General features: G+C 63.7%; 13 protein-coding genes. 4 read left to right on the top strand and 9 right to left on the bottom strand.

Annotation, left to right across the window (positions count from 1 at the left end; genetic code table 11):
- Nucleotides 1–135: 135 nt before the first annotated feature.
- The 8 genes from rpsI to mutY all read right to left on the bottom strand — a co-directional run bounded on the left by rpsI (nt 136) and on the right by mutY (nt 9410).
- Entirely contained in the window at nt 136–528 is a 393-nt protein-coding gene (rpsI, locus tag MOV80_RS03850; protein ID WP_019102900.1) for a 30S ribosomal protein S9, read from the bottom strand.
- A 15-nt stretch (nt 529–543) separates the two neighbouring features.
- Nucleotides 544–972: a 50S ribosomal protein L13 gene (rplM, locus tag MOV80_RS03855; protein ID WP_019102901.1), complete on the bottom strand. Its 429-nt coding sequence runs from the start codon at nt 970–972 to the stop codon at nt 544–546.
- Between the two features lie 499 nt (nt 973–1471).
- On the bottom strand, nt 1472–2182 hold the full coding sequence (gene deoD, locus MOV80_RS03860) for a purine-nucleoside phosphorylase (protein WP_043632219.1): 711 nt from the start codon (nt 2180–2182) through the stop codon (nt 1472–1474).
- A gap of 70 nt (nt 2183–2252) precedes the next feature.
- Nucleotides 2253–3467, bottom strand: coding sequence for a phosphopentomutase (locus MOV80_RS03865; protein ID WP_019100356.1), 1215 nt, complete (start codon nt 3465–3467; stop codon nt 2253–2255).
- Between the two features lie 15 nt (nt 3468–3482).
- Nucleotides 3483–4808 carry a thymidine phosphorylase gene (gene deoA, locus MOV80_RS03870; RefSeq protein WP_019100355.1) on the bottom strand — a complete coding sequence of 442 codons (1326 nt, stop codon included), beginning with the start codon at nt 4806–4808 and terminating at the stop codon, nt 3483–3485.
- Nucleotides 4809–5022: 214 nt separating this feature from the next.
- Complete coding sequence (gene deoC, locus MOV80_RS03875; RefSeq protein ID WP_043592765.1) at nt 5023–5790, bottom strand: deoxyribose-phosphate aldolase; 768 nt, start codon at nt 5788–5790, stop codon at nt 5023–5025.
- 330 nt (nt 5791–6120) lie between these two features.
- On the bottom strand, nt 6121–8325 hold the full coding sequence (locus tag MOV80_RS03880) for a bifunctional (p)ppGpp synthetase/guanosine-3',5'-bis(diphosphate) 3'-pyrophosphohydrolase (protein WP_039753689.1): 2205 nt from the start codon (nt 8323–8325) through the stop codon (nt 6121–6123).
- Nucleotides 8326–8369: 44 nt separating this feature from the next.
- Nucleotides 8370–9410: an A/G-specific adenine glycosylase gene (mutY, locus tag MOV80_RS03885; protein WP_048415718.1), complete on the bottom strand. Its 1041-nt coding sequence runs from the start codon at nt 9408–9410 to the stop codon at nt 8370–8372.
- 126 nt (nt 9411–9536) lie between these two features.
- Here mutY and MOV80_RS23545 point away from each other — a divergent pair, with 126 nt between their 5' ends.
- The 3 genes from MOV80_RS23545 to MOV80_RS03900 all read left to right on the top strand — a co-directional run bounded on the left by MOV80_RS23545 (nt 9537) and on the right by MOV80_RS03900 (nt 13754).
- Entirely contained in the window at nt 9537–12227 is a 2691-nt protein-coding gene (locus MOV80_RS23545) for a THUMP domain-containing protein (RefSeq protein WP_345944376.1), read from the top strand.
- A gap of 414 nt (nt 12228–12641) precedes the next feature.
- Nucleotides 12642–12956, top strand: a complete 315-nt coding sequence (locus MOV80_RS03895) for a DUF1484 family protein (RefSeq protein WP_019100350.1) — start codon at nt 12642–12644, stop codon at nt 12954–12956.
- A gap of 195 nt (nt 12957–13151) precedes the next feature.
- The gene (locus MOV80_RS03900; RefSeq protein WP_019100349.1) at nt 13152–13754 is read left to right on the top strand and encodes a MarC family protein; all 603 of its coding nucleotides are present in this window, start codon (nt 13152–13154) and stop codon (nt 13752–13754) included.
- 28 nt (nt 13755–13782) lie between these two features.
- On the opposite strand, the gene MOV80_RS03905 is transcribed toward MOV80_RS03900, so the two are convergent.
- Nucleotides 13783–14508: a transporter substrate-binding domain-containing protein gene (locus MOV80_RS03905; RefSeq protein ID WP_249604847.1), complete on the bottom strand. Its 726-nt coding sequence runs from the start codon at nt 14506–14508 to the stop codon at nt 13783–13785.
- A gap of 294 nt (nt 14509–14802) precedes the next feature.
- Between MOV80_RS03905 and MOV80_RS03910 the strand changes: the two genes are divergently transcribed.
- A complete protein-coding gene (locus tag MOV80_RS03910; RefSeq protein ID WP_249604848.1) occupies nt 14803–16137 on the top strand; it encodes a dicarboxylate/amino acid:cation symporter in 1335 nt (444 codons plus the stop codon).
- The last annotated feature ends 46 nt before the right edge of the window (nt 16138–16183 follow it).

The following is a 16183-nucleotide window of genomic DNA, read 5'->3' on the forward strand; positions in this document are numbered from 1 at the left end:
AGCGTCGCAAAAACGACAGTGTAGGCACTGCGATGCTGCCTTGCAATATGAAAGGGGAGAAGCGGGAAAACGACAGACAAAGAAAAAACCGCCTGGCAAACGCAGGCGGTTTTCTTGAAAACAGAATTCGGCGAATTAACGCTTGGAGAACTGCTTGGCGCGGCGAGCTTTGCGCAGGCCGACTTTTTTACGCTCAACTTCACGAGCGTCGCGGGTCACGTAACCAGCAGCGGACAGAGCCGGCTTCAACGCGGTGTCGAAGTCGATCAGCGCACGGGTGATGCCGTGACGGATCGCGCCGGCTTGGCCGGTTTCGCCGCCGCCGACAACATTCACCTTGATGTCGAAGGATTCGAGGTTTTCGGTCAGCGCCAGCGGCTGGCGGATTACCATGCGACCGGTTTCACGGGCGAAATATTCATCAACCGGCTTGCCGTTGACGATGATCTGGCCCGAGCCCTTTTGCATGAACACGCGAGCTACGGAGCTCTTGCGACGGCCGGTGCCGTAGTAGTATTTACCGTTCATTTCTACGCCTTAAAATCAGATTTCCAGCACTTTCGGCTGTTGAGCAGTGTGCGGATGCTCGGAACCGGAGTACACCTTGAGTTTCTTGATCATGGCGTAGCCCAGCGGACCCTTCGGCAGCATGCCTTTTACGGCTTTTTCCAGAACGCGCTCCGGGAACTTGTCTTGCAGTTCGGTGAAGCTGCGCTCGTAGATACCACCCGGGTAGCCGGAGTGACGGTAGTACTTCTTGTCTTGTGCCTTGGCACCGGTAACGCGCAGCTTCTCGACGTTGACCACGACGATGAAATCGCCGGTATCTACGTGCGGGGTGTATTCCGGCTTGTGTTTGCCACGCAGGCGACGGGCGATCTCAGCAGCGAGGCGGCCCAAAACCTTGTCGTTGGCATCGACCACAAACCAGTCGCGTTTAACCTCATGCGGCTTGGCAGAAAAGGTCTTCATGGAACTCTTCCATCGTAATTCTTGAAAGTTACGGATTCTATTACAGCCCCGATCCAGCTGTCAAACCCTTGTGAGACAACAGAAATCCGGCTACCGGGCGGCGATGCTCCCGCAGAGGGGAAAATGCGGTTGGAATGAAGGGTTTGGCGGAGGCGGGGCAAAAAAAAAGCGCAACATCTAGCTTTGTTGCGCCAAGTTCCACCTAAAGAAGGAGGATGGAGGAGACAACACCAAAACGCACACTTTGCATGCCACGTCCTGATGCAGGTTTCATTATCTGCAGAGACTTGCTTCATTGCAAGGCTTTTTGTGCATCGCACTATAAAACGTGGCTTTTTACGTCACAAATACAAAAACCACTATTAAATCAATGGCAAAATCACCACCGCACTGCAAGGCAAACTGGGAGCGGACTTGTCTTTTATCTCAATTCCTGCGCCTCCAGGCGCCAAAACGGGGCCTAAAGGCCCCGTTGCGCTGTCAGACAATCGGCAAACGCTTACAGCTTGATCGCCGCGGCCAGAGCCACTTCCATCATGTCGCGGAAGGTGGTTTGACGCTCTTCGGCGCTGGTGGCCTCGCCAGTGGGGATGATGTCGGACACCGTCAGAATGCCCACCGCGCGCGCGCCGTATTGCGCGGCCACGCTGTAGATGCCGGCAAGCTCCATTTCGATGACCTTGACCTGCATTTTGTCCAACACTTCCAGCATATTGGGCTGCACGCCGTAGAACAGATCGGCGGAGAACACATTACCCACCGTCACCGGCTTGCCCTGCTCCGCCGCGGTGTCCACCACGGCGCGCAGCAGGCCGTAATCGGCGATGGCGGCGTAGTCGTGGTCGTTAAAGCGCATGCGGTTGACCTTGCTGTCGGTAGACGCGCCCATGGCGACGAAGAGCTCGCGCAACTTGATGTCAGGCGTCACCGCGCCGCAAGAGCCGATGCGGATGATGTTCTTGACGCCGTAGTCCTTGATCAGCTCGGTGGTGTATATGCTGGCGGACGGAATGCCCATGCCGTGAGCCATCACCGACAGGCGTTTGCCCTGGTAGGTGCCGGTGTAGCCGAACACATTGCGCACCGTGGTCACCAGCTTGGCGTCTTCCAGAAAGGTTTCCGCGATCATCTTCGCGCGCAGCGGGTCGCCCGGCATCAGCACGGTTTCGGCAAAATCGCCCGGTTGGGCGTTGATATGTGGGGTCGCCATCGTCTTTAGTCTCCAAATTCAAAAGAGCCCCGGCGCGTCAACGCCGAGGCGTATTGCATTCAGCCGCGTCTCACAGGAAGGACTGGCCGTAATCCATGGGGCTCAGGCCCAGGTGAGCCGCCACGGTCTGGCCGATGTCGGCAAAGGTGGCGCGTTCGCCCAGGGAGCCGGCCGGCACGTTCTTGCCGTAACACAGCACCGGGATATGTTCGCGAGTATGGTCCGTGCCCTCCCAGGTGGGATCGCAGCCATGGTCCGCGGACAGGATCAGAATATCGTCGTCGCCAAGCGCCGCCATCACCTCAGGCAGACGCGCGTCGAACTCCTCCAGCGCGCGGGCGTAGCCGGCGGTGTCGCGGCGGTGGCCGTAACTGGAGTCGAAGTCGACGAAGTTGGCCATGATGATGGCCGGCCGCTCGCGGTGATCGCGCATCGCGCTCAGGGTGGCGTCCCACAATTGGTCAAAGCCGGTGGCCTTGTGCTTGTGGGTAATGCCGACATGGGCGTAGATGTCGGCGATCTTGCCGATGGACACCACGTCGCCGCCGGCCTTGGCCAGTTTTTCCAGCACCGTAGCCGCCGGCGGCTCCACCGCCAAGTCCTTGCGATTGCCGGTGCGCACAAACTGGCCTTTGCCTTCGCCGACGAAGGGACGGGCGATGACGCGGCCGATATTGTACGGCTCCAGCAGTTCGCGGGTGATCTTGCACAACTGGTACAAACGCTCCAGGCCGAAGGTTTCTTCGTGACAGGCGATCTGAAACACCGAATCCGCCGAGGTGTAGAAGATGGGCTTGCCGCTCTTCATATGCTCCTCGCCGAGCCGGTCCAGGATTTCGGTGCCGGAGGCGTGACAGTTGCCCAGATAGCCGGGTAGTTCCGCCTTGGCGACGATGGCGTCCAGCAGTTCTTGCGGGAAGCTGTTGTCGTGGTCGCTGAAATAGCCCCAGTCGAACAATACCGGCACGCCGGCGATTTCCCAGTGACCAGAGGGCGTGTCCTTGCCGCTGGACAGCTCGCGCGCGTAGCCGTAGGCCGCCGCGGGCTCCGCCGGGTCCATGCCCTCCGGAAAATAGCCGGAGGACAAGCGGCAGGCGTGACCCAGGCCCATGCGGGATAGATTGGGCAGGGTCAGCGCGCCGTTGCGACCGATGTTGGCGCGGCCGGCGGCCGCCTCCATGGCGATGTGGCCCAGCGTGTTGCTGCCGGCGTCGCCGAACTGCGGGGCGTCGGCGGCGGCGCCGATGCCCAGCGAATCCAGAATGAGAATGATGGCTCGTTTCATATTGCCGCTCCGGGATTACTGCTGGCGAATCTTCTGATAGACCAACGGCAACGCGGAAGGTGCCGCGTCCGCCAGTTGGATCGCCGCCTTGAGGCGGCGCTCCGCGTCGGCGAAGCTGTTTTCGTCGGCCGCGTGGATAAAGGCCAGCGGCGCGCCGGCGTCGATGCGCTGGCCCAGCTCGACGAAGCGGGACAGGCCAACGCGGAAATCCAGCTCGTCGCTGGGCAGGCGGCGCCCGCCGCCCAGCGCGCACACCGCCATGCCGATGCCGCGGGTGTCCATGCCGCCGACGAAGCCGGCGCGTTCGGCCAGCACCGGGCGCACGATGGGCGCCGGCGCCATATGGGAATCATAGTTCTCCATGAAGTCGGCCGGCCCGCCCAGCGCGGCCACCATACGGCCGAAGATCTCGGCGGCGCGGCCGGAATCCAGCGCGGTCTGCAGCTTGTCGCGCGCCTCGGCCTCGTCCTTGGCCAATTTTCCCACCACCAGCATCTCGGCGCACAGCGCCATGGTGACTTCATGCAGCCTCGGATTGCGCTCGTCGCCCTTCAGGTAACGCACCGCCTCGCGGGTTTCTATGCTATTGCCGGCGGTCCAGGCCAGCGGCTGGCTCATTTCGGTGATCAGCGCGCTGGTGGCCACGCCGGCGCCGTTGCCCACCTTGACGATGCGTTCCGCCAGTTCCACGGATTTCTCCATCGTCGGCATGAAAGCGCCGGTGCCCGCCTTCACGTCCATCACCAGGGCGTCCAGGCCGGCGGCCAGTTTTTTGGACAGAATCGACGCGGTGATCATCGCCACCGACTCCACCGTCGCAGTCACGTCGCGCACCGCGTAAACGCGGCGGTCGGCCGGTGCCAGGTCCGAAGTCTGTCCGATGATGGCCACGCCCACTTCCTTGACCACGCGGCGGAACTCGTCCGGGCTGGGGAAAGGATTGTAGCCGGGAATCGCCGACAGCTTGTCCAGCGTGCCGCCGGTATGGCCCAGGCCGCGGCCGGAAATCATGGGCACGAAGCCGCCGCAGGCGGCCACCATCGGCCCCAGCATCAGCGACACCACGTCGCCGACGCCGCCGGTGGAGTGCTTGTCCACCACAGGGCCGGGCAGATTAAGGTCACTCCACTGCATGCGGCGGCCGGAGTCGCGCATCGCCAACGCCATATGCACGTTTTCTTCCAGGGCCATGCCGTTGAAGTACACCGCCATGGTCAGCGCGGAGATTTGACTATCGGCCACGCTGCCATCGGTGATGCCGGCGACGAACTGCTGGATGTCCTGTTGCGACAGCGCCTGGCCGTCGCGTTTCTTGCGAATGATTTCCTGAGGCAAAAACATGGCATTCTCCCTGCCTTGCGCCTGCCGCGACGAAACGCGCCGCGAGCAATAAATAATGGCCGGGACCCGGGCCACGGCCAAGAATTAAGAGCCGCTAACAAAACCGCTTAGCGCACCTGAGGCAAGGCGCACCGACGCAGGCAGTACTAAAGTACGACAAGTCGGTGCAACGCGGCATCAGGGGTTTTGTCAGCGGCGATGAAACAGCGAACGATCAGTAGCCGCTAATCGGCTTAACCTCGCCCCCTTCGATTTCCGCCTGCAAATTGCCCAGCAGACCGGACGCGCCGAAACGGAAGCGCGCGGCGCTCACCCATTCCGCGCCCAGCAGATGCTCGGCCAGATCCAGGTATTCCACCGCCTCGGCCGCGGTGCGCACGCCGCCGGCGGCCTTGAAGCCGCAAGCGCCGCCGGTTTCACGGATGGCGGACAGCATCACGCCGGCCGCGGCCAGCGTGGCGTTCACCGGCACCTTGCCGGTGGAAGTCTTGATGAAGTCGGCGCCGGCCTGAATGGAAATCAGGCTGGCCTCGCGGATCAGCGCCTCGTCCTTCAGTTCTCCGCTTTCGATGATGACTTTCAAGGTCTTGCCGTCGCAAGCATCCTTGCAGGCCGCCACCAGTTGTGCGCCCACTTCGCGGTTGCCCGCCATCAGCGCGCGATACGGAAACACCACATCCACCTCGTCCGCGCCGTAGGCGATCGCGGCGCGGGTTTCCGCCACCGCGATGGCGATGTCCTCGTCGCCGGCCGGGAAGTTGGTGACGGTGGCCACTTTCACCTCGGGGCAGCCGGCTTCGCGCAAGGTTTTCTTGGCAATGGGCACAAAGCGCGGGTAAACGCAGACCGCGGCCACGGTGCCGGCTTCGCTCTTGGCCTTGCGGCACAGCGCGGCGACCTTATCATTGGTGTCGTCGTCGTTCAGCGTGGTGAGGTCCATCAGGGACAGAGCGCGGCGCGCCGCGGCGATCAGTTCGGACATGAGCTAACAAACCTTTCAAAGATGAACAGCCAGGCAAGCCGGGCGCAGCGCTCGCCAACCATTCCAAAACCTCAGCGCCGCCGGACAGCGGCGGCGCAAAAAGCCCATTATGAAAATTTCTTCAAGTCAAAGCAATGCACAGCGACGGTGAACTTGTGCCAACGCAAACTCGGCCGCGCCGGCAATTAGGGGACCTCGCAAACCGTAGCGAGCGGTTCGAGAGCAAGGCGCACCGCGCGCAGCGACCGAGATAGTACAAATGGTACGGCGAGGGAGCGAGCACGGAGCAACGCCGCTATCGAGCAGCGCAGTAGGTTTGCGAGGTCCCCTCTATAAACGCCGCGCCTCCTGCACCCCGCTCAACTCCATCATCCGCGACAGCACCCGGCTGATGTCCTGCACCTGGCGCACCTCCACAGTGAAGCGCATGCGGGCGCGGGTGTCGCGCGACAGGGTGTTGACGCCGATCAGGTTCAGCTTCTCGCGCGACAGCACGTCGGAGAGGTCGCGCAGCAGGCCAGGGCGGTCCATTGCGATGATTTCGATGTCGATGGGGAACACGCTGCTGCGCTGGTCGCCCCATTCCGCGGCGATCAGCCGCTCCGGCGCTTCCACCGACAGTTTTTTCAGAGTCAGGCAATTGGTACGGTGAATGGAAATGCCGCGCCCCTTGGTGACGAAGCCCATCACCCCGTCAGGCGGCGCCGGCTTGCAGCACTTGGCCAGCACCGTCATCAGATTGTCCACGCCCTCGATCAGCACGCCGCCGGCGTCGTGGCCGCCCTTGCTGGCCTTGACCAGGCTTTCCGGCGCCACGTCCGTCGGCGGCGGCGGCGCGAAGCTGACGATGGCGTTGGACACCACGCGCGTGGTGAGCTCGCCGTGGCCCAGCGCGCCGTACACTTCTTCCAGTTTGTCGTAGCCCAGCTTCTCCGCCAGCGCGCCCAGATTGGGCTGCATATGGCTGTGGCGCGCCAGCTCGCGCTCAAACAGCATCTTGCCGGTTTCGCGCACGGTGTCCGCGTTAAGCAGGCGGATGTGCTGGCGGATCTTGGAAATGGCGCGATGGCTCTTCACCCAGCCGTCGTGCAGCCAGTTCACCGAGGGCCCGCCCTCCTTGGCCGTGAGGATTTCCACCCGCTGGCCGTTTTGCAGCGGCGTGGACAAGGGCACGATCTGCCCCTCCACCTTGGCCCCACGGCAACGGTGCCCCAGATTGGTGTGCACCGAATAGGCGAAGTCGATGGGGGTGGCGCCAAAGGGCAAGGCGATCACCCGGCCTTGCGGCGTCAACACATAGATGGTGTCGGCGAACAGCTCGGTCTTGAACGCCTCGGCCAGACCTTCGCGGTCAGACATCTCCTCGCGCCAGTCCAGCAATTGGCGCAGCCAGGAGATTTTCTCCTCGTAGGCGGCGTCGCCCTTGCCGCCCTCCTTATAGCGCCAGTGCGCGGCCACGCCGAACTCGGCGTGCTCGTGCATTTCGAAAGTGCGGATCTGCACCTCCACCGCCTTGTCCTCCGGACCGATCACCGCGGTGTGCAAGCTGCGGTAATTATTGGCCTTGGGGTGGGAGATGTAATCATCGAACTCGCCGGGAATCGGCTGCCAGGTCCCGTGAATAATGCCCAGCGCCGTGTAGCAGTCCGGCAGCCGCTCCACCAGGATGCGCACCGCGCGGATGTCGTAAAGCTCGCAGAAATCCAGCTTTTTCTTCTTCATCTTTTTCCAGATGGAGAAGATGTGCTTGGGCCGGCCGGCCACCTCCGCCTTCACGCCGGCGTTCTTCAGTTCCGTGCGCAAGGTGTCCAGCAGCCGGTCGATATAATCGATGCGCTCCAGCCGGCGCTCGTCCAATAGTTTGGCGATGCGCTTATAGCTGTCCGGCTCGGTATGACGGAAGCCCAGGTCCTCCAGCTCCCACTTGATCTGCCACACCCCCAGGCGGTTGGCCAAGGGCGCGAACAGGTCCAGCGTTTCCGTGGCGATGCGGCGGCGCACCGTCTCGTCGGCCACTTCCGCCAGGTAGTGCATGGTCTGGGTGCGCCAGGCCAGCTTGATCAGCACCACGCGGATGTCCGCCACCATGGCCAGCAGCATCTTGCGCATGGTTTCCGCCTGGCGCGCGCGCTCTTCCGGCGTGGAGAGCTTGTCTATGCGCGCCAGCTCGGTGATGCGGCGCACGCCGTTGACCCCCTCCACCAGCACCGCCACCGTCGGATTGAAGGTTTCGGAGAGCCAGGCCTGCCAGTCCTCGCGGTAATCCGAGGCAGCAAACATCAAGGTGGCGACGATGGCGTCCGGCAACAGATTCAGATCCGCCACGATAGCGGCCGCGGCCACCGCGTGGTTGAACAAATCCTCGCCGGTCTGGGCCATGGTCTTGCCGCAGTACAGGGCGCGCGCCTCGTCAAAGGCGCGGGTGATCATCGCCTGCTCTTCGCCGCTCAGCGAAGAAGACAAGCCCTCCAGCCAGCGCTGCGGATTAGCCGCGTCTGCCAAGGTGTCAGCCATCGAACGAACTACGGAAACCATATCAACCCAGTAACTCAATCAAATCGTGTTTCGACAGCGCCCGGCTACTCGGCCAAGCGCAACAACAGCCGGCGCACCGGCGCGGGCACGCCGGCGTCCGGCGCCTCCGCCAACGGCAGCCACTGGCCGTTGTCCTCCATCGCCGCGCCGCCGTTCAAGCCGTCCAGGCGCGCCGGCAGCGGCGTAATGATCAAACGGTAATGCGTGAACACATGCTCCAGTTCCGGCCAGGCCGGCAACGCGTCGCCCCGCCCCGTCCGTTGCAGCCAGTCCTCGGCCTGCGTCGAGGTCTCGAACTCCGGCAAAGACAGCAAGCCGCCCCAGATGCCGGTGGGCGGCCGCCGCAGCAGCCACACCTTGTCGCCATGGGTGGCCAGCAGCATCACCGTATGGCGGGTGGGTACCGTCTTCTTCGGCCGCGGCGTCGGCAGCTCGCCGGTACGCCCCTCGCGCGCCGCCACGCAGCCGTCCACCATAGGACAGACGGTACAGGCCGGCTTGCCGCGACTGCACACCGTGGCGCCCAGGTCCATCAAACCTTGAGTGTAGGCGCTCATCAGCGCCGCATCCCGCGGCAGCAGGTCTTCGGCCAACCGCCACAAACTCTGCTCCACCGCCCGCTCGCCGGGGAAACCGGCGACGCCGAAGCAGCGGGTCAGCACCCGCTTGACGTTGCCGTCCAGAATGGTTTCCCGCCGGCCGAAGGCAAAAGAAGCAATCGCCGCGGCGGTGGAGCGCCCCACGCCGGGCAGGCGCTCCAGCTGCTGGCGCTCGGCCGGGAAGCTGCCGCCAAACTCGGTCATCACCATCTGCGCCGCCTTGTGCAGATTGCGCGCCCGGCTGTAATAGCCCAGGCCGCTCCACAAGGCCAGCACGTCCTCCTGCGGCGCGGCGGCCAGGGCGGCCACGTCCGGAAAGCGGGCGAGAAAGCGCGGGTAGTAGTCCAGCACGCTTTTGACCTGGGTCTGTTGCAGCATGATCTCGGACAGCCAGATCCGGTACGGGTCGCTGACCTGCCACGGCAGATCATGGCGTCCATGCGTTTTTTGCCAGGCGGTCAGGCGCGCGGCGAAGGAGCTGTGCAGCATCGTCTATCATCTTGAATCGAACCGGATATGGTAGCGGAAAGCCTCGCTGTCACCAAGCAGCCTCCGGATAAATAAGTTAAAATCAAAGAATTGCTTAAAAGTCTGCTTACTCAAGGAAGTTCCATGTCCAGTTTCCGTTCCCGCCAGCGTGCCAATATGCGCCGCGAATTCAATAGCCGCGACAATGAGGCCAGTTCGCCGGCAGGCGGAGACAGCCCGGCCGGCAAAAGCCCCGTGATCCAGAAGAAAGCGCCTTCGGCCGACTCCGCGCCGCGCGCGCCCTATTCCGGCCCGCGTCCGGGCAACGCCAAGCCCAATTGGCAAGACCGCGGCCCAGGACAGGGACAAGGCCCGCGCGACGGCGGCAAGCGCGGCCCTTATCAAGGACGCGACCAACAAGCCGGGCGCGACAAGCCCTATGGCAACGACCGCCGGCCGCAAGGCCAGCAGCGCTTTGAGCGCAACGAAGGCCAGGACCGCTTCAATAAAGAGCGCGGCAACAACTGGCAGCCGCGCAGCTTCGCTCGCGACGGCGAAGAGCGCCCGCAAGGCAGCGGTCCCAAAAAGCCCTTCCATCACCGCGAAGACCGCGAGCCGCGCGACTACAGCCGCGACCGAGGCCCATCCGGCCGCAAACCGCTGAACGCCACGGCGGACGTGGAACAAGAACGCAAGCCTTACAGCCGCGACCGCGGCCCGTCCGGCCGCAAACCGCTGCATCTGGAACGGGACGGCGAACAAGGCGCGCCGCAAGGCAAGCCCCGCTGGCAACAGCGCGACGGCGAACGCCATGTGGATCAGCCGCGCAAGCCGTTCAATCCGTCCGCCGACCGTGAGCAACGCTTCCGCCGCGACGACGCAGAACAGGCGCCGCGCAAGCCTTGGCAGGAACGCCAGCACAGCGAGCAGCGCGAAGATGGTCCGCGCAAACTGTTCGGCAAATCTGCCAACCGCGACAACCACTTCCGCCGTGACGACGCCGAGCAAACACCACGCAAGCCATGGCAGGAACGTCAACACGGCGAGAGCCGCGACGATGCCCCGCGCAAACCGTGGCAAGAGCGCCAGCATAGCGACCACCGCGACGACACCCCGCGCAAGCCATGGCAAGAGCGCCAACACGGCGACCGCGACAACCGTTTCCGCCGCGACGACGCCGAACAAGCGCCCCGCAAGCCGTGGCAGCAAAACGAACCCGCTGAACGCGGTGAGGACGGCCCGCGCAAGCTGTTCGGCAAATCCGCCGAACGCGACAACCGCTTCCGCCGCGACAACGCCGAACCCGCTCCGCGCCAGGAGCGCCCGCAAGGCGAAGCGGCCGCGCGCAACGAAGGCGGCACGCGCAAGCTGTTCAGCAAACCGTCCTATCGCGATAACGACGTCCGCCGCGACGACGCCGAACGCGCGCCGCGCCAAAGCTGGCAACAGGAAGAACGCCCACGCCACGAGCGCCGTGAAGGCGACGCCCGCCAGCTGTTCGGCAAGCCGAACGCCGGCGGCCTGAAGCCGCTGGGCGACCAGCACCGCGTGGAAACCCGCGGCGAACACCGCCACGCCGAAGCGCCGCGCCACGCGCCGTCCGAACGTCAGGCCCCCAGCCTGACCCAGGTGCGCGACAGCGTACTGTCCCTGTTCGCCCCCTGCCCGCGCGGCCTGGAAGCCATCCTGGCTGACGAATTGCGCAGCCTGGGTGCGCGCGACATCGCCACCGCCGACGGCGGCGTGGCCTTCGCCGGCGACCGCGACCTGCTGATGGCGGCCAACCTGCACAGCCGCACCGCCAGCCGCGTGCTGCTGCAACTGGCCCAGGGCGGCTACCGCAACGAGCAGGACATCTACCGCCTGGCGATGAACGTGGACTGGCCGCGCTGGTTCGACGTGTCCAACAGCATCAAGCTGAAGACCGACGCCATCCGCTGCCACTTCAAGAGCCTGGACTTCATCTCGCTGAAAGTGAAGGACGCGATCTGCGACCGCTTCCGCCAGGCGCAGCTGGGCCGTCCCAATGTCGACACCCGTCACCCGGACGTGCGCGTCCACGTATTCCTGACCGAAGACAGCGCCACCATCTACCTGGACACCAGCGGCGAGCCGCTGTTCAAGCGCGGCTGGCGCCAGGAAACCGGCGACGCGCCGCTGCGTGAAAACCTGGCCGCCGGCATCCTGATGCTGACCGGCTACAACGGCAGCCAGCCGCTGCTGGACCCGATGTGCGGCAGCGGCACCTTCCTGGTGGAAGCCGCCGACATCGCGCTCAACCGCGCGCCGGGCCGCCAACGCAAATTCGCCTTCCAGAAACTGCGCGGCTTCGATTCCGCCAGTTGGGAAAAACTGCTGCTGGACGCTCAACACGCCGAAAAGCCGCTGACCAAGCTGACGATCAACGGCTCCGACCGCGATCAGTCCATCATCAACGTCGCCAAGGACAACCTGGAGCGCGCCGGCCTCTCCGGCCTGGTGGAACTGAAGGCGATGGACGTGCTGGACGCCCGCCCCAACGGCGAAAACGGCATCCTGGTGGCCAACCCGCCCTACGGCGTGCGCATGGACGAACTGGACCAGCTGGCTGAATGGTACCCGCAACTGGGCGACTGGCTGAAGGCACACTTCGCCGGCTGGCACGCCAACCTGTTCAGCGGCGACCTGCGTCTGGCCAAGCTGATCCACCTGTCGCCCAAGCGCCGCACCCCGCTGTACAACGGCTCGCTGCAATGCCGGCTGTTCGTCATCAATATGGTGGAAGGCAGCGCCCGCAAGGAAAAACCGGGCGAGCAGGCCGAAACCATCGAGCAGGACGATCACACCGCGGAGTAACACAGCGCGCGGACAGCAAAACGGCGAGCCATGGCTCGCCGTTTTTCATGGTACACCCCTCCCCGCTTGACCCCACCAGCCCCTTCGGCAACAATCGCCGCGTGCCGCTTCACTTAGCGGCGCTGGGTGTGAGAGCCCATATAAAGGGAAAAAGGGGATGCCACTGCGTATGCAGTCGCATCCAGAACGCTATTGCTTCGCCATCCGGCGGGCCGTGGCGGGGAGGCCTTTACGGCCTACCGGCTTCCTTTTTCCCCGGTCTCTCAACCTCGTCACGCGCCTGTCAGCCCGTTTGAGAGCGAGCCCGCAGGCGAACCACGAAAAAGGAGCGTTCCCCATGTTGGTTCTACCCTTGTTCAGCTATCCCCCGCCCTGCAACACGCCAGCCCGCGCCCCGGCTCAGGAGGCGCAGCCATGAACCCCATCCCCAGCTTCATTGAACTAGACCGCCTGATCCAGCAACTGCGCGCGCAGTGCCTGCGCCAAGACGCGCCGCCCATTCTCGAATCCGAATGGAAACGGCTGACGCATTGCAGCCAATACCTCCACGACAGCTGTCACGCCACCTCGCTGGAGCTGGGCCAGATCAGCAGCGCGCTGGCCGGGCTGCTGACGCTGCTGGATCAGTCCGAGATCGAGCATCTGGACCGAGAGCAGGCGTATTGCCTGCTCGAACCCTTCACCCGCCGCTTGCAGCAAAGCTATCGGCAGTTGCAGGAACTGAGCTGAGCTCGTCCACGCCCGCCGGCCCGGTCTGGCGGGCAGGACTGAGAAGCAGGCCAAACGAATAAAACCGTCGCAATCCGGACTAACCCATTCGGCATCTCCATGAGATAATCCCGCCCGGACGCGCGCTTAAAAACCAGAGCCTTACCCACAAGGCCTGCGCGCCATCGTTACCCTACAACGCTGCAAGCACACACCATGCAAACCTCTTTCCTGTCCGCCACCGTCCTGCTGATCCTGATCACCGATCCGCTGGGCAATATCCCGCTGTTCATCGCCGCGCTCAAGCAGGTCAAGCCGGAGCGCCGCCGGCGCGTGGTCTACCGCGAATGCCTGATCGCCTTCCTGGTGCTATCCGCCTTCATGTTCTTTGGCCGCAACTTCCTGGACCTGATGCATCTGACCGACGATTCGATGCGGGTGGCCGGCGGCGTGATCCTGTTCCTGATCGCCATCAAGATGATCTTCCCCGGCGAGGGCAGCGTGTTTGGCGGCGACAAGATGCACGGCGAGCCCTTCATCGTGCCGATTGCCGTGCCCTTGATTGCCGGCCCGTCGGCGATGGCCACCGTGCTGCTGATGTCCACCCGCGAGCCGGAGCGGATGCTGGAATGGTTGGGCGCCTTGACCATCTGCATGCTGGTGACGCTGCTGGTGTTTCTGTTTTCCGGCAAGCTGCAGAAGCTGCTGGGCGAGCAGGCGATCACTGCGCTGGAGCGGCTGATGGGCCTGGTGCTGACCGCGATCTCGATCGAGATGCTGTTGGGCGGCGTGGCGTCCTACATCAAGCAATTCCATTGAGCGGCGCACTCGTCCGCATGGCCCCGGGCTAGCGGTAATGCTTGCGCAGCGCGTCCACCACGCCGTCGCGCTGCATATTGCTTAGCGTCTTGTTGAGTTTCTGCACGATGCGCTCATCCAGCCCCGGATTGCAGGCCAGATACATCTGCACCGTGTTGAAGCTGAACAGCAGGCGGATGGGCAGACGGTTGGCGGAGGCGATGTAAGCGCCGCTGAACTCGCCGCTGGCCCAGAAATCGATATGGCCGGCCACCAGCTTCTTGGCGTTCAAATCGTCCGCTCTCGCCAGGTCCAGTTTGAAGCCCAGATCGGCCAGATACTGCGACATGCCCGAGCCTTTGTAGCTGCCTATGGTGTAGCCGCGCGCGTCCTCCAGCATGGCCACGCCGGCCGGGCTGTGGGGGCCGGCGAACAGGCTCCAGGAATTGCTGACCAGGGGTCCCACCCATTTGAACTGACTTTCCCGGCTCTGCGTGCGCGAGGTCGAGTAAACGCAGCTATTGCTCTCCTGCTGCGCGATGGCGTAGGCGCGCAGCCAGGGCAGCAGTTCCATGCTGTACGGAATGCCGGCGCGCTGGAACAGTTCGCGCAGGATGTCGGTGGACAGGCCGCCGATCTTGCCCTCCTCCAGCGCGATGTTGAACGGCGGATAATCCTCGGTCAGCAAACGGAGGCGGGGCGATGTCGACTCCGCCCGGACACCGACGGAGAGCGCGCCCAACAGCAGGGCGACGTGAACAAATGCTGACTTCATGGCGGCAAGCCTCCCGCGCGATTCCGACGATGCGTCTTCCAAGCATAGAAGCTGACGGCTCGGATGGAGCCTTGCCTCCACCAAAACCGCCGCGCCGCAAGGACGACAGAAGCGATTTGGTTCGTGTTGGGGTTATCCCGCATAGGGATATCGGCAATTCGTCGCCACGCCTCCTCTTGCTAGCATCCCGCCTCATGGGCCAATAAGAGCCTGCCTTTCGATCGCATAAACGACTTCGGCCCGCCCGGCTTTCCGGGAGGCGCGGCTGGAGCGGACAACGCCACAGGGATCACGATGCAAACCAAAACCCCTCTTTACCAGCGCCTGTATTTCCAGGTGCTGCTGGCCATTTTCCTCGGCGTGATGCTCGGCGCCTTCGTTCCCGACCTGGGCGCGAAGATGAAGCCGCTGGGCGACGCCTTCATCAAACTGATCAAGATGATGATCGCCCCCATCATCTTCGCCACCGTGGTGGTGGGCATCGCCAAGATGGGCGATATGAAGGAAGTAGGCCGCGTGGGCGTGAAAGCGCTGTTCTACTTTGAAGCCGTCACCACGCTGGCGCTGGTGATCGGCCTGGTGGTGGTGAATGTGCTCAAGCCCGGCGCCGGCCTCAATGTGGACCCCAGCACGCTGGACGCGCACTCGGTGGCCAAGTACGCGGCCAACGCCAAGGAAATGAGCAGCATTGATTTCCTGATGCACATCATCCCGGACACGGTGGTGGGCGCGTTCGCCAACGGCGAAATCCTGCAGGTGCTGACCTTCTCGGTGCTGCTGGGCCTGGCGCTGACCAAGATGGGCGACAACGGCAAGACCATCGTCCACATCCTGGACGAGTTTTCCCATGCGCTGTTCGGCGTGATCAATATGCTGATGAAGCTGGCCCCCATCGGCGCCTTCGGCGCGATGGCCTTCACCATCGGCAAGTACGGCGTGGGTTCGCTCAAGCAGTTGGGCTTCCTGATGCTCTGTGTCTACCTCACCTGTTTCGCCTTCGTCTTCGTTGTGCTGGGCACCATCGCCAAACTCAACGGCTTCAGCCTGTGGCGCTTCCTGGTCTACATCAAGGAAGAACTGCTGCTGGTGCTGGGCACGTCTTCGTCGGAATCCGCGCTGCCGGGCATCATGAAGAAGCTGGAGAACCTGGGCTGCTCCAAACCGGTGGTGGGCATGGTGATTCCCACCGGCTACTCCTTCAATCTGGACGGCACCTCCATCTATCTGACCATGGCCGCCATCTTCATCGCCCAAGCCACCAATGTGGAGCTGACGCTGGCGGAGGAGCTGGGCCTGCTGGGCGTGCTGCTGCTCACGTCCAAGGGCGCGGCGGCGGTGACCGGCGGCGGCTTCATCACCCTGGCCGCCACGCTGGCCACGCTGGGCGGCAAGCTGCCGGTGTCCGGCCTGGCGCTGCTGATCGGCATCGATCGCTTCATGTCAGAAGCCCGCGCCATCACCAATTTGATAGGCAACGGCGTGGCCACCATCGTGGTGGCGCGCTGGGAGAAGGCGCTGGACGAAGAACGCATGCGCCGCGTGCTGGCCGGCGAGCCGGTTCTACCGGAGGATCCGGTCGCCGCGCCGCAGCCCGCTCAGCTGGCCGCCGCGAAAGCCGCCCAATCCTGAACTTTTGTTTTCCCAGCCCTTACAGCCTGCGTCCACGCGGGCTTTT

This window comes from Chromobacterium sp. IRSSSOUMB001, from assembly GCF_023507765.1.
GTDB lineage: Bacteria > Pseudomonadota > Gammaproteobacteria > Burkholderiales > Chromobacteriaceae > Chromobacterium > Chromobacterium haemolyticum.